This is a genomic window from Lamprocystis purpurea DSM 4197 (genome assembly GCF_000379525.1).
In the GTDB taxonomy this organism is placed as follows: domain Bacteria; phylum Pseudomonadota; class Gammaproteobacteria; order Chromatiales; family Chromatiaceae; genus Thiodictyon; species Thiodictyon purpureum.
In genome coordinates, this window is sequence record NZ_KB902362.1 from 1 (window position 1) to 18,306 (window position 18,306).

Consider the following 18,306-nt stretch of genomic DNA (forward strand, 5'->3'; position numbering starts at 1 on the left):
GACATGCGGTGGAGCCTCCAGATGACGACATACGGGGCTCCCAGGCTACTGGGCTAGAGACGGGATTTCATGCAGGCTTGCCGGAAAGACACCCGTGCTCTATGTCAAGACTCCCGACTTTGACGGGGCCGTGGGGGGGCAGCAACCGGTTCTTGTCTGTCTGTTGAGTTCGGCGTACCCTTCGGTTTGGGGTCTTTCCCGCCCACCCCGACGAGACATTGGCGGAATCCGCGACGACTCGCGTATGCAGCACAGCAGATAGGAGCGCTTCAACGGCGGCACCTGCGCTCTGCCGGAAGACGAGCCCACCGCCGGTTTCTATCGTCAACTGAAGAGCGCCAGTGAGAACGCGATATGAGCCTTTCCATTCGCTTGCCAAAGACGCTGGAAGAGCGGCTGGCGATCTTTTGTCAGACACACGGAATGACAGAAGATCAAGCGATCGAGCGTGCTCTTCACCAGCTCTTGAGCGACGAGTCCCCCTCGCTCACACCCTATGCCCTGGGCGTTGAAGGATTTGGGGCGGACCGAACCCATTCCGGCGATATCGCGAAAAATAGCCGCCAACTGCTGCGGGACCGATTTCGTGACCCCGTTACTCGTTGACACCGGCTTCTTAGTCGCGCTCTACATTCGCGGCGATAATCTGCATCATGCGGCCGTTTCATATTTGCGACAGAACCAGGCGCCGCTGCGCACGGCAGCGCCCGTTTACAGATACCGAATTGAGTAGACTGTCCCCGAAATTGGCGCGTACCCGACGCGGAACGCGCGTCGGTTGGTTCCGCGCAGGATGCGGTCCGCTCAGCGAACCCGGCTGAGCCGGCGGTGCCTCCCGCCGGGCGCGGTGCCCCGGGACCGCGTCCCTTGTCGCACCGGCAACGGCTGTCTACACTGCCACCATGCGCCATCCCATCGATCCCAAGGTTGACTGCGTCTTCAAAGCCCTGCTGGGGGCGGAGGCCAACCGTGACCTGCTGATCCATTTCCTCAACGCCATCCTCGGCGCGGAGCTGCCCCGGCCGATTACCGCGGTGGAGATCCAGAATCCCTATAACGAAAAGGAATTTCTCGACGACAAGCTCACCGTGGTCGACGTCAAGGCCCGCGACGCGACCGGGCAGATGTATCAGGTCGAGGTCCAACTCCTCAATCACCGCGACCTGCCGGCGCGCATCCTCTACGGTTGGGCCGACCTCTACAGCGCACAGATCAAAGAGGGCGAGAGCTACCGCAAGCTGCGCCCCACCTATGCGATCTGGCTGTTGGGTCAGACGCTGTTGCCGGATGCCCCGGACTATGCCCACGTATTCCGGATGCGCGACCCGCATGGACGTGTCTTTCTGGACCACGGCGGCATCTGGCTGCTGGAACTGAGCAAATTCGCCGCCGACGCGGTCGAAACCGAGCAGGAGCGCTGGCTGAAGTTCTTTAAAGAGGCGGAGTGTCTGGATGAGAACGCACTGCCCGCCTGGATGCAGACCCAAGAGATGAGGCGAGCCATGAACACACTGAAGGCCTTCTCCGAGAAAGAGCACGCCTACCATGCCTATCAGGCGCGGCAGAACTTTCTGCGCGAACAGCAAAGCATCCAACTCGAATTCGACGACCTGCGCGCGGAGGTCGAGCAGGCGCGGGCGGACGCGGAGCAGGAGCGGGCGGCGAAGGAGCAGGAGCGGGCGGCCAAGGAGCAGGAGCGGGCGGCGAAGGAGCAGGCACGGGCAGACGCGGAGCAGGAGCGGGCCGCCAAGGACGAAGCGTTGGCCGAGATCGCGCGGCTGAAGCGCTTGCTCGCCGACCAGCCGGAACCGTCTGACCCCGAGACGCGGTCGTGATGTAGTGCGGGGTTCGGGCTCAGGTCTTGTAATCACCCATGTGTGAATGCAAGACCCGACTGCACTCTACGAGACGCGGCAGCGTCGTCAATTCCTGGTTCCACAGCAAACCCGGTGACAAATAACTCCCGGTAGGCGAGTTGCCGAGCGACGGCGCTATTGCCCAAAGCCATGTACAGTTCATGTGGCGACAGGATGCCGTTTGGTGCACCAAGAGCGTGATGCCGATCGCTCGACCAAGGATACTCCGCCGGGCCTTGATCACGGTTCCGGCCACGGGACATCGTAGGGTGGACAAGCGCAGCGCAGTCCACCAGCGGCGGCGCGGGATTCGGTGGACTGCGCTAGCGCTTGTCCACCCTACGGCCGGAACGATGATCAAGGCCCTCCGCCGGGTCGGCGACCATGGCCGCCCGGACCGGGTTCATCTCGATGTAACATTGGCACAACAGGAGAGACGTCTCGGCCTGCACCGGGGAGGATTTGTACCTGCTGTCCCAGAGGGTTCCCGTGCGCCGGTCGCTGTGGTTGATGTATGGCACGTACCGGCGCCCGACGGCGATAATGACCCGCGAATAGGCATGGTCGTCCTGTTCACCGAAGAAGCACGGCTCACGATTATTCGTCCCGTAGGATGGGTGTTTAGTCCCGCCAGCGAGCACATGCCGAGACTGCCAACGCCATCAATCCGCCACCTCGACGCGGTTGCGTCCGCCGTTCTTGGCGGCATAGAGGGCGCGGTCGACGCGGGCGAACAAGGACTGGAGGCTCTCGCCGGGCCGGGCGAGGGTGGCGCCGAGGCTCACGGTCCTGGCGCCGACGACCTCGAAACGATGGGCGGCGATGTGCTGGCGCAGGGTGTCGGCCAGGGTCGCCAGGCCGGCGCGGCTGGCGTTGGGGCAGAAGATGATGAACTCCTCGCCGCCCCAGCGGCCGAGCCAGTCGCTCTCGCGCAGCAAACTGGCGAGCAGGCGCGCCATCTCGGTGAGTACCTGATCGCCAACCAGATGGCCGTGCTGGTCGTTGACCTGCTTGAAATGATCGATGTCGCAGAGAATGACGCCGAAGGGCGGCCCGCCATGCGCAAAGCGGGCGTGCTCGGCGCCCAGCAGATCATCGATCTTGCGCCGGTTGTGGACCTGGGTCAGGGTGTCGGTGCTCGCCAGACGCTCCAGGGTCCGCGTCTCCTCCTGGCGCAGGCGCTCGCGGACCATGGTGGCGGCCAGTTGGCTGGTGCGCTCGTCGAGTTCCTCGATCATGGCGTTGAAGTGCTGGTTAAGCGCGTCGATCTCCTGGATTCCGGCAGCGCGCAGGGGATGGTTGCGCAGCTCCAGGCCCAGATGGCTGGTGGCCTCCGAGAGCGCGTGGATGGGCATGGCGATCCGGGTGCCCAGGCGCCGCGCCCTGGCGTTCAGCACCAGAAAGAACAGCAGATAAAAGAGCAGCATACCGCTAATGGCCAGATAACCGATGCGGGTGCTGAGCGCGCGCAGATCCGCGATGGGGGCGAAGATCTTCGCCTTGTCCGCCAGCACCATGAGACGCCAGCCGTTCTGCGCGACGATGCGCTGAATGAGCAGATAATCGGCGCCATCCACGTGAAGTTCGGTGCTGCTGTCGCGCGAATTGAAAAAGTGGCTCAGGCGGTCGCGAAAGACCGGATGCCGGCCGGTCAGCAGATTGTATTCATCGGGCTTTTCGTGCGTCCCGACGATCGGGCCCTGATAGTCGTACTGGTGCAGTTCCTTCAGCCCCATGAGCCGCTCGACCCCCGGTGGCATGGCCAGGATGGTCCCCCGGTCATCGACCAGGAAGGCCATGGCGTCCCAGGCGAGGTTCAGATTGAGCACGTGGCTCACCACGCGATCGAGGGTGATGTCGATGCCGCTGACCGCCACCAGACGCTCATCCCGGTAGATGGGCACCAGACTCGACATCACCCAACCTTGACCCGCCGGGTCGAGGTAGGCGCCCGTCCACACCGGACCGCGTCCGGGGTTGTGCGCCGCGTCGGCCTCGACGTAGAAGGCGAGGTCCTCGACGTTCCAGGATGGCCCGAAGCGCTCGGCGGCATCGTGCATGAAGGGATAGAGCCGGTTCATGCCATCGGCGGTGTTGATGTAAGCCTGGGTCACCAGCGGATGGGTCTCGACGATGGCGCGCAGCAGCGGGTCGATGGCCTCGCTACAGCGCGCCTGGCGCCGCTCGGCCGCGCCGATGGCGGTGCTGGCCGAGTAGTAGAGGCTCGCCCCGCCATTGTCCGCGGTCTTGAAAAAGGCGCCGTTGGGATGCGGCTCCAGGCGCGGCTCGCCATTGGGCAGCACACAGGTCTCGGGGTTGGCGAAGAACCGCTGATGATCGGCCTGCAGGAGACGGCTCAGGCGGGCGATCTCGGCCAGCCGCATGTCGATGCCCGCAGTTTCGGTGGCGGTGACCTCAAGCAGGTTGCGCCGCACCTCATCGAGCAACAGCGCCTGATTCTTGTCGGAGATATAGAGCGTGATGCCGAAATAGAGCGCCAGCAGCAGACACTCGACCAACAGCATCGGGACCAGCGCGCTGCGCAGATAATGGCGGTAGATGATGCGCTGCAGGCACGGGCTGTTCGACATCGATGCGGTGGACGATGCTGAGGGAGAAGGGGTCATGAGGGAGAAGGGATCAGGTCTCGCATCGTAACATTCCGATATCTGGGGCGATTTCCGAGTTAATTTATACCACTGCATGCGATAGTAGTGGCATGTTAAGAAACGACGACTCCAAGCGCGTGATCGCGCGTACCGCCCCGACGTTTCGCAGTACGGACACTTTCACACGGTTGACGGTCGCGGAAGCGCTCACGCTTGATCTAGCTCGGGTCCTCGATCAGGTGGCGGACCGCGCGTCCCGGAACAGCTCGCTGGAGGGCTCGAACTGCGTGCGCAGCGTCTCCGCGACGCCCTCATCGACGATCAGCGATGGCAGCATCCCAATCCTCCCTGGGTTATTACCTCGTTCATTACCCTCATATGAGGGTCATTCATTACCTTCATTGCCAGCGTCGCCCCTCGACCAGGCCGCGCCGGCGCCGCGCCCCGAGCAACTGATGGCGCCTTGCCCCTGCTGCTCCCGCAGGACGTGACGGATCATGTCACGGCTGACGCCTGGGCACACCTGCTCCAGCTCACTGATCTTGAAAGTGCAAAGAGGCGCAGCGTCGTCATCATGCGTCTGGAAGATCGTCCTGAGTGGCTTGTCGAAATAGTGACCGTGCTGCGCCTCGGTCGTGTGCAGGTCGGTCAGGGTGAGGTCGCGCAGGTGCTCCAGACAGTAGCCGCGGGTGTAGACATCGCTCCGGTTGATGGACGCGGAGCCCAGCTCGGGGCGGGCCTTGATGTAGAACAGGAAGATCAGCCGCTACATCAATATTATAGCCTTCGTACCTGATATCCAGACAGACCCTTGGTGTAGGGGCGGGTTTGAAACCCGCCCCTACGTCCGGTTATCAGGTCCGAATGCTATAAACCGGCGCATCAGCCCCTTCCAGGCAAGCATCCACGATCCGCGCCCGACATCTTCAGGACTCTACTGGAGAGGGCGGCGGCTAGTCCCCGGGGGTCGCCAATCAAGACCTGCGCGAGATGTCACGGCTGTCGTGCAACCGATCGATTTAGTTCGCTGTAAGCGGATGATATCAAGAGAAAAATAATCTGATGTGTCAAACTCTGTTAGGATAGCGGGGTGAGGCTGCGCCAACCCGACCCGCGCCGATGATTTTCACAGACGCTTGTGCGTGCGATGCCGAGAGGGTGACGCGGGCCACCCGAGCGCGTAAATTCCCGCCCAGACAGCCACCGGACAGACACGATGAACCAAAAAATCTATCATGGGATCAATCATGAGCCCAAGGGCGGCATGACCCCCACCGCCAACATCATTCGTGATGCCTGGGTGTTCGGCCTCATTCCCGAGGAGCAGACCTGTGAGGGCTGGACCATTCAGGGTATCGAAAACCTCTATGACCAGGTCCATGACGCCTGGCTACCCTACGGTCACCTGGCCTCCCGGCTGCCCCCGGAACTGGCCGAGCGCCATGCCCGCATCTATGGTGCGGCGGTTGAGCGCGCCCGCGCCGAGGGCTGGGACCCGTCGCTGGACGACGAGACCTGATCCTTCCCGGCGAACAGAGTCATGGCTTGTTATCGGATCCGCGAAACCTTCTTTCGACCGGAGACGGAGCACGCCCAAGAGACCGGCACGCTGCCGGCTGATCTCCACAACGGGTTGCAACTGCTGCTGGCACGTGACGGCGCCGAGCACTGTTTCTTGCCTATCCGCTCCATGCAGTATCTGGCGGTCATCGCGCGCGACGAAGTGGTGTTCGTCGATGCCAACGGCGGTTATGCCCATCAGGACGGGGTTGGCGGCCGGTTGATCCGGATCGCCTGGCGGCCGACCGGCGGGCCGCGTGAATCGATTTCGGCCCCGCTCCCTTACGCAATCATCTACTATTTCTCTGGTTTGGCGGAAACCCAGCGGCGACTGATCGGCGAGACTCGCGCGGCGCTCCGGCTCCAGGCGGCGCGTCAGCGGGAACGGGCCGCGCCGGTCCGCGAGTCCTGCATCGTGCCGATGCGCCGCCGCTGAAGGGTCTCCGTCAGACCCATTGCCCCCGTACCTTTTGGGGCAGGAAACGTGCTGTGCAATCGAGATAGAACAAGATGACGAAGTTGCTGACCTGGCGTGATGAATGGGCCTTGGGAATCGATGCCTTGGACGCGGATCACCGGGCCCTGATCGGGACCGTGATCGACATCTGCCTGCGCTTCTGTCCCCAGGCAGCGATTCCATCCGGCGTTTCCGCGGGCGTGGCACCGCCGCGCACCGCCGGGTTTCCTGGAGCGAGCCCGCGGGATCTGGTCGAGGCGTTGGTTGCCTTCGGCGGTCAGGTCCATGCCCATTTCCGGCGGGAAGAGTCCTTCATGCGCGCCATCGGGTATGCGCGGGCCGAAGAACACGCTGCCGAGCATGTCGTCCTCATGAGCCAATTCAGCGAGATGCTGCGCAACTGGCGGGCGCTCGGCATCACGGTGTTCGACGAGACCGCACAGGAGCGGGTCTGCCAGTGGCTCCTCACCCACATCCTGGAATCCGATCGGGCGTTCGCCAAGGACTATTTCGCGTTGTGTGGCTGGCCGGAGTCCGATGCCGATTCCGCTTAGGAACCGTTTACCAATAAGTTAAACAGCGAATATAGCCTTCGTGCTTGATATCCAGACAGATTCTTGGTGTAGGGGCGGGTTTGAAACCCGCCCCTACGTCCGGTTATCACGTCCGACGGCGATAAGGCCGAAATGGCCTCAGTCACGCGCCATGGCCGCCCGCACGCAGCGCAGCAGGCCATAATCATAGTGACCCTGAAAGGCGTCATAGACCGGCTTGAGCGTCTGCGGCGAATCCGCTCCCACCAGTTGGTCGAAGGCGGACCGGATGGCCTCGATCTCGTCCTCGCGGAGCGTGACCACGTCGCGCAGGCTCAACTCGCCTTCCTCGATGCAGCGCGCCAGATGGGTGAACACGGTGGTGAGCTTGAGGTCGCGTTGCTCGCCGATCGCCGCGGGCGGGAGGCCGGCACGAAACAGTTCCAGGGTCTCGCGGACGGTACCGCTCAGGCCCAGGTCCCAGGTGCGGCCCGCGGCGGGTGCTTTCTCTGCTAGCGGCCCCGCGGCCGATCCCGCCACCGACCGGTCGGCGCGTGTCGGCGGCTCGGGCAGCGGTGGGAGGTCGGCGGGCCGGCCGTGCTCGGCCTCATGGTCGGCCAGCACGCCCAGGAAGCTGACGCCATAGCGCTCCAACTTGACCACGCCAACGCCACTGATCCGGCTGAACGCGTCGGCATCGCGCGGTCGGTAGGTGACCATGTCCCGCAAGGTCGCGTCGTTGAAGATCACATAGGGCGGCACGCCTTGCTGCTGCGCCAGTTCCCGCCGGTGGGCGCGCAAACGCTCCCAGAGTGCCGCGGCTTCGGGGTCCAGCGGGGTCTCGGCCGCGACCGCTCGACCCTTGTTTTCCACGGCGCGGCTGGCCGGCCGGCGCTCCGGGTCCTGGCGCAGGTGCACCCGTTGCTCGCCGCGCAGGACAGCGCGGCTCAGTTCGGTGAGCTTGAGTGCGCCGTGGGCATCCATGTCGACCGCGACCAGCCCGGCGGCGACCAGTTGCCGGTAGACTGATTTCCATTGCTCGGCGCTCAAGTCCTGGCCGATCCCGAAGGTGGAGGTGCGGTCGTGGCCAAACCGGCGGATGCGCTCGTTGTCCTTGCCGAGCAGCACATCGATCAGGTAATTCACGCCGAAACGCTGTTCGGTGCGGAAGATGCACGACATCGCCTTCTGCGCGGCCACGGTGCCGTCCCAACGCGCCACCGGCGCCAGGCAGGTATCGCAGTTGCCGCAAGGCTCGGCCAAGGTCTCGCCGAAATAGTTCAGCATCACCCGGCGGCGGCACTCGCTGGTCTCGCAGAAGCCCAGCAGGGCGTTGAGCTTGTGCAGCTCGACGCGCTTGAACTGTTCCTCGGCCTCCGAGTCCTCGATGAAGCGGCGCAACATCACCACGTCGCCCAGGCCGTAGGTCATCCAGGCATTCGCCGGCAGCCCGTCACGGCCGGCGCGACCGGTCTCCTGATAGTAGGCTTCCAGGCTCTTGGGGAGGTCCAGATGGGCGACGAAGCGCACGTCCGGCTTGTCGATGCCCATCCCGAACGCGATGGTCGCGACCACGATGACCCCCTCGCCGCGCAGGAACTCCGCCTGGTGGGCCCGCCGGTGCTCGGCCGTAAGACCGGCGTGATAGGCCAAGGCGTTGAACCCCTGTCCGCGCAGGAATTCGGCCGTTTCCTCCACCTTACGGCGCGACAGGCAATAGACGATACCGGCGTCGCGCGGGTGCTCGTTGCGCAGAAACTCGATGAGCTGGCGGCGCGGCTGCGCCTTCTCGGTGATGCGGTAGCGGATATTCGGTCGGTCGAAACTGGAGACGAACTGCGCCGCCTGCTCCAGTGCCAGCTTGGTCACGATCTCCTTGCGGGTCGGGGCATCCGCCGTGGCGGTCACCGCGATGCGGGGCACCTGCGGCCACCGCTCGTGCAGCAGGTTCAACTGGATGTATTCGGGCCGAAAATCATGGCCCCACTGGGAGACGCAGTGCGCCTCGTCGATCGCGAAGAGCGCAATCGACACCCGCCCCAGCAGGTTCAGGAAACGCTCGCTCAGCAAGCGTTCCGGGGCCACGTAGCAGAGATCCAACTCACCGGCCAGCAGGGCGCGCTCCACCCGCGCCTGTTCGTCGGCCGCCAGGGACGAGTTCAGAAAGGCCGCCCGCACCCCAAGCTGGCGCAGGGCGTCCACCTGGTCTTGCATCAGTGCGATCAGCGGCGAGACCACCACCCCGGTTCCCGGCCGCAACAGCGCCGGAATCTGGTAGCACAGCGACTTGCCGCCTCCGGTCGGCATCAGCACCAAGGCATCGCCGCCGTTGCGGATCTGCTCGATGACCGCTTCTTGCGCGCCGCGAAAACTCGGGTAGCCGAAGACCCGGTTCAGTATCTCCAACGGGTTCTGGTTCATCGTCTGGTGCAGTTGCGAAGGATGAATTGGGTCGGATGACCACTGCCCATGCTACCCACTTGAGCCGAAAAAATCTTCGCGGAAGGGCGGGCGGGTGCGATCGGAACTGATGGGGCCGGGGCCTCTGCGGACGCGTAGACAGCGTTGGCGTACCGGATGCCAGACTCTCGGTCGGCGCCTACGAAAACGTGTGCGAGTCAATCTATACAAACCATTTGTAATGCCCAATCGAAGTCGCTAAAATCCCTACATCGCATCCGATCTCGGAACGAGCGACTGCAACTGAAAGAGGGCGATAAGGCACTGACCGCTCTGGTCCGGCCTCAGCGCCCCGCTCCAAACCCGATGTACCGGGCGAGGAGGACACCAATTCCCGGCCGGCCCACTCGGGCCGGTATCCCTCTGCCAAAGCCCCGGCAGCCGGCGCCTCACGCGACCGGCTGCCGATCAGGGTGTCTTGTGAATCCGCGCTCGAATCATTCTGCTGACCATTCCCCGGCCATGCGCGAAGCCAGCGGCTGCCCGAGATCCCAGTCGCGTAGCTTTACCGTGAAAGTCGCGCAGCGACCCCGTGGGAGCGGCGTCCCGCCGCGATGGATGCCGCGGTCACCCCGAACGGTCGGGTTACGCGCCCGGCCCCATCGCGGCGGGACGCCGCTCCCACAACGTCTTGGTCGGAAAGGCGCAGAAAAACAGTAGCTTTGGTGACCGGCAGCGGCCGCGCGATTTGGCGTTCGGCGGCTGCCCAGGGAAGCAGTCGGTTTATACAATACAAACCATTTGCAAAGACCGAATGTCCTCGTTAGACTTACTCCACGCCGCCGGACTCGTGGCGGGGCATGACGACAATACAGAGGGCGATCAGGCCGCGACCCCCGCCGGGGTTGCTGTCAAAAGCCCCACATCCGAGCCTGATTGATTGGGCGAGGAGGACAACATTCAATTTCCGACTTACGCGGAACGCCATGCCCGTCAGCACCTGGCTGTCGGCGTTTTCCCCCCGCCCGCCTCCCCGACCTTGAGTCGGGGGCGCGGGCGGTTCTCAGGGGGCTCAGTTTCCCGCCCGTCTGCTCTCATTCATCCTGGAAAAAGCGGTCAGCAATCAGCCGTCAGCTTGAGTTGGAATACTGCCTTGGGAGCGCTTGAGCAGCGCTATGCGTTCGTTCACAGGGTGACCGACCCCGCAAGCTGGCCGTCTCCCGTGGGAGCGGCCTCCGGCCGCGATACGGTGCCGCGGTGAACGCCGCTGGGCGTCATCTCGCGCGGCCCCAGCGCGGCCGGAGGCCGCTCCCACGGGAACCCGGTGTGACTTTCACGGTCACACACTGAGCTTACGAGGCTGGCGGTTCATTGTTGTTGTTAGGGTTGCCGCTATCGACGGAAAGCCCTGCTATAGCCTTCCTACCTGATATCCGGACAGACCCTTGGTGTAGGGGCGGGTTTGAAACCCGCCCCTACGTCCGATTATTACGTCCGATGGCTATAAATCGCGCCAGATCCGAGGATCGCCGATTCTACCGAGGCTGACCCAATCCAAAAACATCGCATATCGCGCCGGGCGCGATTTAGCAGGGGATCAACTCCAGACATTGATCCAATGATTCCTTCCAATCCGGCATGTAGAGCCCGAAGGTCTCGCGGAACTTGGTGTTGTCCAAGACCGAATAGGCGGGGCGCTTGGCCGGGGCGGGGTACTCGGACGAGTGGATGGGGATCAGGTGGCAGTTGGCGCCGCTCTGTTCCAGGATGGCCTGGGCGAAGCCGAACCAACTGACCTCGCCGCTGCCGGTCAGGTGATAGAGACCGCCGACCTGTTTAAGATCCAGGTCGCCGCGCAGCACACGGTAGAGGACCAGGGCGGTCTGCTCGGCGAGCATCCGGCTCCAGGTCGGCGCGCCGATCTGGTCGTCGACGATGCGCAACTCGTCCTTTTCCCGGAACAGGCGCAGCATGGTGAGCAGGAAGTTGGCGCCGCGTGCCCCGTACACCCAACTGGTGCGGAAGATCAGGCAGGGCGCGCCGGACTCGAGTAGGGCCAGTTCGCCGCCGAGTTTGGTCTCCCCGTAGACATTCAGCGGACCAGCGTTGTCGGTCTCGGTGTAGGGCCGGCTTGCCTGCCCCGAGAAGACGAAGTCGGTGGAGTAGTGGACGATGGGTATACCGCGTTCGGCCAGCAGCGTTCCCAATTCACCCACCGCGTCGGCATTGATGCGCCGGGCGACGTCGCGGTCGGTCTCGGCCTTGTCCACCGCGGTGTAGGCGGCGGCATTGACCACCGCGTCCGGACGCGATTCCTCCACCAGCTTGGCGAGCAAACCCTTGTCGAGCAGGTCGACGATGGGGCCGTAACCTCCTTCCACGGAAGCGGCGATAACCTCTCCCAGGCTGGCCAGGGTCCGGCGCAACTCCCAGCCGACCTGGCCGTTGGCGCCGATCAATAGGATTCTTGGCAGCTTCGATTCCTGGCGATCCGGGGTGGAGCGTCGCTTGGTCATGGATAGTCCTCGATGGCAGGCAGCCGCTCGGACGGAATCTCCGAAAGGCTGGGTGCTGCTTGGTCTTTTAAGGAGAGTTCGGGTGCGGCCTGGCTTTCCAGGGGCCACGCGATGCCGATCGCCGGGTCATCCCAGCGCACGCTGAACTCGGTTTCAGGTCGATAATAGTCGGAGCACTTGTAGCCGAACAGCGCCGTCTCGCTGGTCACCAGAAAACCGTGAGCGAACCCGGCCGGGACCCAGAACTGCCGTTTATTCTCGCCGGAGAGCGTGACACCCACCCACCGGCCGAAGGTCGGCGAGCCACGGCGCACATCCACTGCCACGTCGAACACCTCGCCGGCGTAGACCTGTACGAGTTTGCCTTGGGCGCCGGGATGTTGGCAGTGCAGACCACGCAGGACACCGCGTCGGGAGTAGGACAGATTATCCTGCACCAGAGGCGCGCGGATACCGAATTCCGCATAAGGGCCGGCGCGATAGGTCTCCAGGAAGAAGCCGCGTTCATCCCCCCAGACCTTGGGCTCGATGATGATAGCGCCGGGAATATCGGTCGTGATCACGTTCATGCGTGCCATCCACGGTGTAACAATGCGAGCAGGTATTCGCCGTAACCGCTTTTACGCAGTTCCTCTCCCATGGCGGCGAGTTGCGCTTCATCGATCCAGCGATTGTTGAAGGCGATTTCCTCCGGACAACAGATCTTGAGCCCCTGGCGCTTTTCGATGGTCTCGATGAAGGCTCCGGCCTCCATCAGGGATTCGTGGGTGCCGGTGTCGAGCCAGGCAGTGCCGCGCCCCATGCGTTGCACATAGAGTTCACCGCGTTCGAGATACAGCCGGTTGAGATCCGTGATCTCCAGCTCGCCGCGGGGCGAAGGCTTGAGATTCCGCGCCAGTTCGCAGACCCCCTCGTCGTAGAAATAGAGGCCGGTCACCGCCCAGTTGGACTTGGGGTGCTTGGGCTTCTCTTCCAGGCCGATGACCTGACCGGCGGCGTCGAACTCGGCGACTCCGTAGCGTTCCGGATCCGAGACCCAGTAGCCGAAGACGGTCGCGCCCTTGGCGCGCTCGCCGACCGCCTTGAGCTGGTCACCGAGACCTTGCCCGTAGAAAATGTTGTCCCCCAGGATCAGGCAGGAAGGGTCGCCTTCAATGAAGGTCTCGCCGATCAGAAAGGCCTGCGCCAGACCGCCCGGATCGGGTTGCTGCGCATAGGCGAGTCGGATGCCCCATTGGGACCCGTCCCCCAATAAGGTCTCGAACAGCGGCAGATCCCGCGGGGTGGAGATGATCAGGATATCGCGTACCCCCGCCAGCATGAGCGTGGACAGCGGGTAGTAGATCATCGGTTTGTCATAGACCGGCAGCAGTTGTTTGCTGACCGCCCGGGTGATGGGATAGAGCCGGGTGCCGGACCCGCCGGCGAGGATGATGCCTTTTCGGTTCATAGGGGTCGTCCGTCTGTCAAAGGGCCGCGCCCAGGCGCTCGCCGCGATAGCTCCCATCGGTCACGCGGCGGCACCATTCTGGGTTGTCCAAATACCATGCGACGGTGCGTCGCAAACCGGTCTCAAAGGTCTCGCTGGGCGTCCAGCCCAGGTTGCGCTTGATCTTGTCGGCGTCGATTGCATAGCGACGGTCGTGTCCGGGACGGTCGGTGACAAAGGTCTTGAGGTTTGCGTGGGGGCGCCGCGGCGAGTCGGGGAGCAGTTCATCGAGCAAGGCGCAGAGGGTATCGACCACTTGGAGATTGGTGCGCTCGCTGTCGCCGCCAACATTGTAGACCTCGCCGGGGGCGCCGGCCTCGAGTACCCGCCAGATGGCGCGGCAATGATCGGTGACGTAGAGCCAATCGCGGATGTTGCCGCCATCGCCATAGATCGGCAAGGGTTCTCCCTGTTGGGCCTTGTGGATCATCAGCGGGATCAACTTTTCGGGGAACTGATAAGGCCCGTAATTATTGGAGCAATTGGTCGTCAGTACCGGTAATCCATAGGTGTGGAACCAGGCTCTCACCAAATGATCCGAGGCCGCTTTGGATGCCGAATAGGGTGAATTGGGGGCATAGGGGGTCGACTCGGTGAAGCGTCCGGTGGCACCCAGTGACCCATAGACCTCGTCGGTGGAGACGTGCAGAAAGCGAAAGCTTTGCCGCGTCGCCTCGTTACGCTTGAGCCAATGGGCGCGGGCGCATTCCAGCAGGTTGAAGGTCCCCACGACGTTGGTCGTGATGAACGGGGTTGGTCCGTCGATGGAGCGGTCCACATGGCTCTCGGCGGCGAAGTTCACGACCGCGTCGACTTCAAAGTCTTTCAGCAGTTGTTCTACCAATGCCGCATTGCCGATATCCCCATGGACAAAGCAATGGCGCGGGTTGTTCGCCAGCGGGGCAAGTGTATCCAGGTTGCCGGCATAGGTCAGATTGTCGAGATTGACCACCCGGCAATCGGTCTCGTCCATCAAAAAGTGGACAAAGTTGCCGCCGATGAATCCGGCACCCCCGGTGACCATCACTGTGTGCATCAAAGAGACCCTCCTGGTGGAGTATATAAATTTGGACGAGGCAGTTGTTTGCCGCCGCGGGTTCCAGCAAACCCCGGCGTCCCTCGGCGCCGGGTGACCTTCACCGGTTTTCCCTGCGCTGACGAGATGATACCGCGTCAGAGCCGGTCCGTGAATCCGGCCGCGCGTGCCAGACGGTGCAGATCCTGGCCGGCGATACGCGGTGCCTCGCGGGTGTCGGTCCAGGGTTTGATGCGGGTCGGTTGCAGCGGACGCAGCGCCGTCATCAGCCTGGTCAGCGTGCGGTAGATGCGCGGGTGTGCGCAGGTCCAGGCCCACAGGCGCCAGAGTCCGGCCTGGCCGGCCAGCCGACGGCTGCCGTGGCCCAGGGCGGGCGAATCCGCCTGGGCGTTGACCGCTTCGAAGCGCAGGCGATTCAACAGCCGGGGGATCGGGATGCGTACCGGACAGACCTCGGCACAGGCGCCGCACAGACTGGACGCCTCGGCCATTTCGCCCCGCTCGGCCAGACCGTGGAGCTGGGGTTCGAGGATACTGCCGATGGGCCCCGGATAGACGGTGCCGTAGGCATGGCCGCCCAGGCGGGTGTAGACCGGGCAGTGATTCATGCAGGCGGCGCAGCGGATGCAGCGCAGGGTGGCGGACAGCTCCGGGTCCAGGCGGATGCGCGAGCGGCCGTTGTCGAGCAGGATCAGGTGGACGGCCCGCGGCCCGTCTTGCTCCCCTGGCCGGCGCGGTCCGCTGATGAAATTCACGTAGGTGGTGATCGGCTGACCGGTGGCGCTGCGGGTGAGCAGGGTGAGCAGCGGCGGGATCTGGTCCAGTCGGGCGACCACTTTCTCGATGCCCATCACCGCGATATGCAGATCCGGCAGGGTGGTGCAGAGCCGCCCGTTGCCCTCGTTCTCGACCAGGCACAGGGTCCCGGTTTCGGCCACCGCGAAATTGACCCCGGACAGCCCCGCGGTCATGCCGCGAAAGCGCTTGCGCATGACACGGCGGGCCAGCGCGGTGAGTTCCTCGATGCGCTCGGCGGGCGGCTGGTCCGGGTAATGCTCACGGAACAGGGCCGCGATTTCGGCGCGGTCCTTGTGGATAGCCGGGGCGATGATGTGGGATGGGGCTTCACCGGCCAGTTGGATGATGAGCTCACCCAGGTCGGTCTCGACCGCCTCGATGCCCGCGTGCTTCAGATACTCATTGAGCCCCATCTCCTCCGAGACCATCGACTTGCCTTTGAGCAGCGCGGTTGCCTCGGCGTGCCGCAGGATGTCCAGGACCAGCCGGTTGGCGTCCTCCCCGGTCTCGGCCCAGTGGACCTGGATGCCGTTGCGGGTGCAACTGCGCTCCAGTTCCTCGAGCAGTTCCGGCAGCCGGGCCACCGACTCGCCGCGGATGGCCTCGCCCTGATCGCGCAGGCGTTCACGCTCGTCCGCATCCGGGAAGGCCGCCGCCCGCTTGCTGACCAATCCGTCCATGGCCTTGCGGATGTTGGTACGGACCCGTTCGCGCCCCAGGGCCGCGCCGATGGCAAGGCGAAACTCAGTCGTCATGGCTGGTGCGCTCCCAGATGAACTCGGCAACGTGCTTGACTGCCGGACCCCCGCCGCGGCGGGCGAAGGTGCCGCCCAGGTTCATCAGGCAGCCGCAGTCCTGGCTGACTAGGACCGCGGCGCCGGTGGCGGCGATGGCGCTGGTTTTGTCCGCCGCCATGGCCGCGGAGATCTCCGGCTGTTTGATGGCGAAGGTGCCGCCGAAGCCGCAGCACTCGTGGGCGCGTTCCGGTTCCACCAGCTCCACCCGCTCAAGCCGCCGCAGCAGGTCCATGGTGGCGTCCGCGACGCCCAGTTCCCGTCGCGAAGAGCAGGAGTTGTGCACCGCGACGCGGATGGGCGGACCCAGGTCGGTGAGGCGCAGGTCGAGCACCCGCACGAGGAAGTCAGTCAGCTCCACCACCCGCCCGGCAAAGGCGTCGGCGCGCGCGGCGTCGGCCGTGCCGGCGAGCAACAAGGGATAATGGACCTTGAGCATCCCGGCACAGGAGGCCGAAGGCACGACCACCGGTAAGCTCTCGGGAAAGGCATCCAGTTGTGCCCGCGCCACCCGGCGCGCCTCATCGCGGTAACCCGCGTTGTAGGCCGGCTGGCCGCAGCAGGTCTGACCCTGGGGGAAGAGTACCCGCAGGCCCGCGCGCTCCAGCAGCCGCATCGCCGCGAGCCCGGTGCGTGGGAACAGGAGATCGATCAGGCAGGTGCCGAAGAAGTAGACGGTGTTGGGCATCTTTTGGTGTTCGGTGGTGCAGGCGCGGTCGACAGTATCGCCCGCGGCGCGGCCGCGGACCAGCCGGCGTTCATTGCGGCGACCCGGCGCACCGATCGTGCCGGACGGCTGGAAATGAGGCGGGGATCCGACATGGGGCCTCAAGTATGATGCGCTCGGTTCATTCGTACCGCCAGGTTTTCCATGTCTGCTGCGCCTCGCCCACTCGCGGTCTTTGCCTCGTTCTCCGGATCGGGTGGGGTGGAGCGCATGCTGATCAATCTGATCCGCGGTTTTGTGGATTTGGGGCAACCGGTGGAGCTGGTCCTGGTGCGCGCCGCGAGTCCGCATCTGCGGCGTTTGCCGGATTCGGTTGAACAGATCCGATTGGATGCCCGTCACACCTTCCTGGCCGTCCCGGCGCTGGCGCGTTATCTGCGTGACCGTCGTCCGGCGGCCCTGCTGGTCGCCAAGGACCGGGCCGGCCGCACCGCGGTGTTGGCGCGCGCCTTGGCCGGCACCGCAACCCCGATCGTGCTGCGGCTCGGGACCAATCTCTCCACCGCCATGGCGGGTCGCTCCTGGTTCGACCGCTGGCTGCGCTACCTGCCGATCCGGCTGCTGTATCCGCGGGTCGACCGGATCGTTGCCGTCTCCGCCGGCGTGGCGGAGGACACCGCCCGCATCGCCCGGCTGCCGCGGCAGGCGATTCTGGTCATCCGTAACCCGGTGATCACCCCGGAGCTGGCGGCCCAGGCGGCCCAGCCCTGCCCGCATCCCTGGCTGGACGATCCGGGAGTCCCCGCGGTCTGCGCGGCCGGCCGCCTGGAAGCCCAAAAGGACTTTCCGACCCTGCTCCGGGCCTTCGCCTTGGTTGCGCGGGATCGCCCCTGTCGGCTCCTGATCCTGGGCGAGGGTAAGGCCCGCCCCCGTCTGGAGGCATTGATCGCTGATCTGGGATTGAGTGAGCGGGTGGCCTTGGTCGGTTTTCAGCGCAATCCCTATGCGTTTCTCGCGCGGGCCGCGCTGTTCGTGCTGTCGTCCGCGTGGGAGGGGTCGCCGAATGTGCTGACTGAGGCCATGGCGCTGGGCATCCCGGTGGTCTCGACCGATTGTCCCAGCGGACCGGCCGAAGTGCTGGACGGCGGGCGGTTCGGCCCCTTGGTGCCGGTGGGTGATGCGTTGGCGCTGGCCGCGGCGATGACGACGACGCTGGAGCGGCCGCTCCCCGGCGCGGTCCTGCGGTTGGCCGTGAGCGAGTATGAGCAGGGTCGTAGCGCCCGGCGCTATCTGGAGGCGCTGGGGTTGGGTGTGGCGGGTGCCCCGCGCCATTGACTCCTTGTCGATGCGCAGTTGACCCGGCGACGGGCTGGCTGGCTTGCCACGCGGAGTCGCGACGTGCTAAACACCCTTCGCTTTGTTCCGACGCTCTAGGCGCAGGGGCATAATCGGGACGTCCCAGCGTCCTGTGTTACGCAAAGCAGCGCTTTGCGGACCGTGTTCCCAACTGGAAGTTCGGAACGAGAAGGACGGGATGCAGCGAAAACCATAACGCATTCGCTCCCCGTCGCAATGCAACCGGAGCTTCGAT

At 64.5% G+C, this 18,306-nt stretch carries 15 protein-coding genes; 7 read left to right on the forward strand and 8 right to left on the reverse strand.

What is annotated here, in order from left to right; all coding sequences use genetic code 11:
- Positions 1 to 354: 354 nt before the first annotated feature.
- Positions 355 to 606, forward strand: a complete 252-nt coding sequence (locus tag A39O_RS40100; protein ID WP_157639529.1) for a hypothetical protein — start codon at positions 355 to 357, stop codon at positions 604 to 606.
- A 296-nt stretch (positions 607 to 902) separates the two neighbouring features.
- Complete coding sequence (locus A39O_RS0100010) at positions 903 to 1,835, forward strand: Rpn family recombination-promoting nuclease/putative transposase (RefSeq protein WP_020502657.1); 933 nt, start codon at positions 903 to 905, stop codon at positions 1,833 to 1,835.
- 683 nt (positions 1,836 to 2,518) lie between these two features.
- On the opposite strand, the gene A39O_RS0100020 is transcribed toward A39O_RS0100010, so the two are convergent.
- Complete coding sequence (locus tag A39O_RS0100020) at positions 2,519 to 4,447, reverse strand: sensor domain-containing diguanylate cyclase (protein ID WP_020502659.1); 1,929 nt, start codon at positions 4,445 to 4,447, stop codon at positions 2,519 to 2,521.
- Positions 4,448 to 4,928: 481 nt separating this feature from the next.
- Between A39O_RS0100020 and A39O_RS0100030 the strand changes: the two genes are divergently transcribed.
- From A39O_RS0100030 to A39O_RS0100045, 4 genes are all read left to right on the forward strand, one after another.
- On the forward strand, positions 4,929 to 5,261 hold the full coding sequence (locus A39O_RS0100030; protein ID WP_020502661.1) for a hypothetical protein: 333 nt from the start codon (positions 4,929 to 4,931) through the stop codon (positions 5,259 to 5,261).
- 420 nt (positions 5,262 to 5,681) lie between these two features.
- Entirely contained in the window at positions 5,682 to 5,984 is a 303-nt protein-coding gene (locus A39O_RS0100035) for a hypothetical protein (protein ID WP_020502662.1), read from the forward strand.
- A gap of 21 nt (positions 5,985 to 6,005) precedes the next feature.
- The gene (locus tag A39O_RS0100040; protein ID WP_020502663.1) at positions 6,006 to 6,461 is read left to right on the forward strand and encodes a hypothetical protein; all 456 of its coding nucleotides are present in this window, start codon (positions 6,006 to 6,008) and stop codon (positions 6,459 to 6,461) included.
- 74 nt (positions 6,462 to 6,535) lie between these two features.
- Complete coding sequence (locus A39O_RS0100045) at positions 6,536 to 7,036, forward strand: bacteriohemerythrin (RefSeq protein WP_020502664.1); 501 nt, start codon at positions 6,536 to 6,538, stop codon at positions 7,034 to 7,036.
- Positions 7,037 to 7,174: 138 nt separating this feature from the next.
- Here the strand turns inward: A39O_RS0100045 and recQ are convergent, their stop codons facing one another.
- From recQ to A39O_RS0100080, 7 genes are all read right to left on the reverse strand, one after another.
- Positions 7,175 to 9,436: a DNA helicase RecQ gene (gene recQ, locus A39O_RS0100050; RefSeq protein ID WP_020502665.1), complete on the reverse strand. Its 2,262-nt coding sequence runs from the start codon at positions 9,434 to 9,436 to the stop codon at positions 7,175 to 7,177.
- 1,565 nt (positions 9,437 to 11,001) lie between these two features.
- Positions 11,002 to 11,931 (reverse strand): dTDP-4-dehydrorhamnose reductase, encoded by a 930-nt coding sequence (gene rfbD / locus A39O_RS0100055; RefSeq protein WP_020502666.1) that lies wholly within the window; start codon positions 11,929 to 11,931, stop codon positions 11,002 to 11,004.
- Positions 11,928 to 12,500: a dTDP-4-dehydrorhamnose 3,5-epimerase gene (gene rfbC, locus A39O_RS0100060; RefSeq protein ID WP_020502667.1), complete on the reverse strand. Its 573-nt coding sequence runs from the start codon at positions 12,498 to 12,500 to the stop codon at positions 11,928 to 11,930. The genes rfbD and rfbC overlap by 4 nt, the downstream gene beginning before the upstream one ends.
- On the reverse strand, positions 12,497 to 13,381 hold the full coding sequence (gene rfbA / locus A39O_RS0100065) for a glucose-1-phosphate thymidylyltransferase RfbA (RefSeq protein WP_020502668.1): 885 nt from the start codon (positions 13,379 to 13,381) through the stop codon (positions 12,497 to 12,499). Before rfbA ends, rfbC begins: the two co-directional genes overlap by 4 nt.
- A gap of 16 nt (positions 13,382 to 13,397) precedes the next feature.
- Positions 13,398 to 14,456 carry a dTDP-glucose 4,6-dehydratase gene (gene rfbB / locus A39O_RS0100070; protein ID WP_026199040.1) on the reverse strand — a complete coding sequence of 353 codons (1,059 nt, stop codon included), beginning with the start codon at positions 14,454 to 14,456 and terminating at the stop codon, positions 13,398 to 13,400.
- 137 nt (positions 14,457 to 14,593) lie between these two features.
- Positions 14,594 to 16,009, reverse strand: coding sequence for a LutB/LldF family L-lactate oxidation iron-sulfur protein (locus tag A39O_RS0100075; RefSeq protein WP_020502671.1), 1,416 nt, complete (start codon positions 16,007 to 16,009; stop codon positions 14,594 to 14,596).
- Positions 15,999 to 16,736, reverse strand: coding sequence for a (Fe-S)-binding protein (locus A39O_RS0100080; protein ID WP_040526731.1), 738 nt, complete (start codon positions 16,734 to 16,736; stop codon positions 15,999 to 16,001). The genes A39O_RS0100075 and A39O_RS0100080 overlap by 11 nt, the downstream gene beginning before the upstream one ends.
- A gap of 183 nt (positions 16,737 to 16,919) precedes the next feature.
- On the opposite strand from A39O_RS0100080, the gene A39O_RS0100085 reads away from it, so the two are divergent.
- Entirely contained in the window at positions 16,920 to 18,050 is a 1,131-nt protein-coding gene (locus A39O_RS0100085; protein WP_026199041.1) for a glycosyltransferase, read from the forward strand.
- The last annotated feature ends 256 nt before the right edge of the window (positions 18,051 to 18,306 follow it).

What these genes read in the sequence shown, in the direction of transcription:
- rfbD (WP_020502666.1), bottom strand. Translation starts at nt 11,931, where the DNA reads ATGACCAAGCGACGCTCCACCCCGGATCGCCAGGAATCGAAGCTGCCA.
- A39O_RS0100010 (WP_020502657.1), top strand. Translation starts at nt 903, where the DNA reads ATGCGCCATCCCATCGATCCCAAGGTTGACTGCGTCTTCAAAGCCCTG.
- A39O_RS0100035 (WP_020502662.1), top strand. Translation starts at nt 5,682, where the DNA reads ATGAACCAAAAAATCTATCATGGGATCAATCATGAGCCCAAGGGCGGC.
- rfbC (WP_020502667.1), bottom strand. Translation starts at nt 12,500, where the DNA reads ATGAACGTGATCACGACCGATATTCCCGGCGCTATCATCATCGAGCCC.
- A39O_RS0100085 (WP_026199041.1), top strand. Translation starts at nt 16,920, where the DNA reads ATGTCTGCTGCGCCTCGCCCACTCGCGGTCTTTGCCTCGTTCTCCGGA.
- rfbA (WP_020502668.1), bottom strand. Translation starts at nt 13,381, where the DNA reads ATGAACCGAAAAGGCATCATCCTCGCCGGCGGGTCCGGCACCCGGCTC.
- A39O_RS0100080 (WP_040526731.1), bottom strand. Translation starts at nt 16,736, where the DNA reads ATGCCCAACACCGTCTACTTCTTCGGCACCTGCCTGATCGATCTCCTG.
- A39O_RS40100 (WP_157639529.1), top strand. Translation starts at nt 355, where the DNA reads ATGAGCCTTTCCATTCGCTTGCCAAAGACGCTGGAAGAGCGGCTGGCG.
- A39O_RS0100020 (WP_020502659.1), bottom strand. Translation starts at nt 4,447, where the DNA reads ATGTCGAACAGCCCGTGCCTGCAGCGCATCATCTACCGCCATTATCTG.
- A39O_RS0100040 (WP_020502663.1), top strand. Translation starts at nt 6,006, where the DNA reads ATGGCTTGTTATCGGATCCGCGAAACCTTCTTTCGACCGGAGACGGAG.
- rfbB (WP_026199040.1), bottom strand. Translation starts at nt 14,456, where the DNA reads ATGCACACAGTGATGGTCACCGGGGGTGCCGGATTCATCGGCGGCAAC.
- A39O_RS0100045 (WP_020502664.1), top strand. Translation starts at nt 6,536, where the DNA reads ATGACGAAGTTGCTGACCTGGCGTGATGAATGGGCCTTGGGAATCGAT.
- A39O_RS0100075 (WP_020502671.1), bottom strand. Translation starts at nt 16,009, where the DNA reads ATGACGACTGAGTTTCGCCTTGCCATCGGCGCGGCCCTGGGGCGCGAA.
- recQ (WP_020502665.1), bottom strand. Translation starts at nt 9,436, where the DNA reads ATGAACCAGAACCCGTTGGAGATACTGAACCGGGTCTTCGGCTACCCG.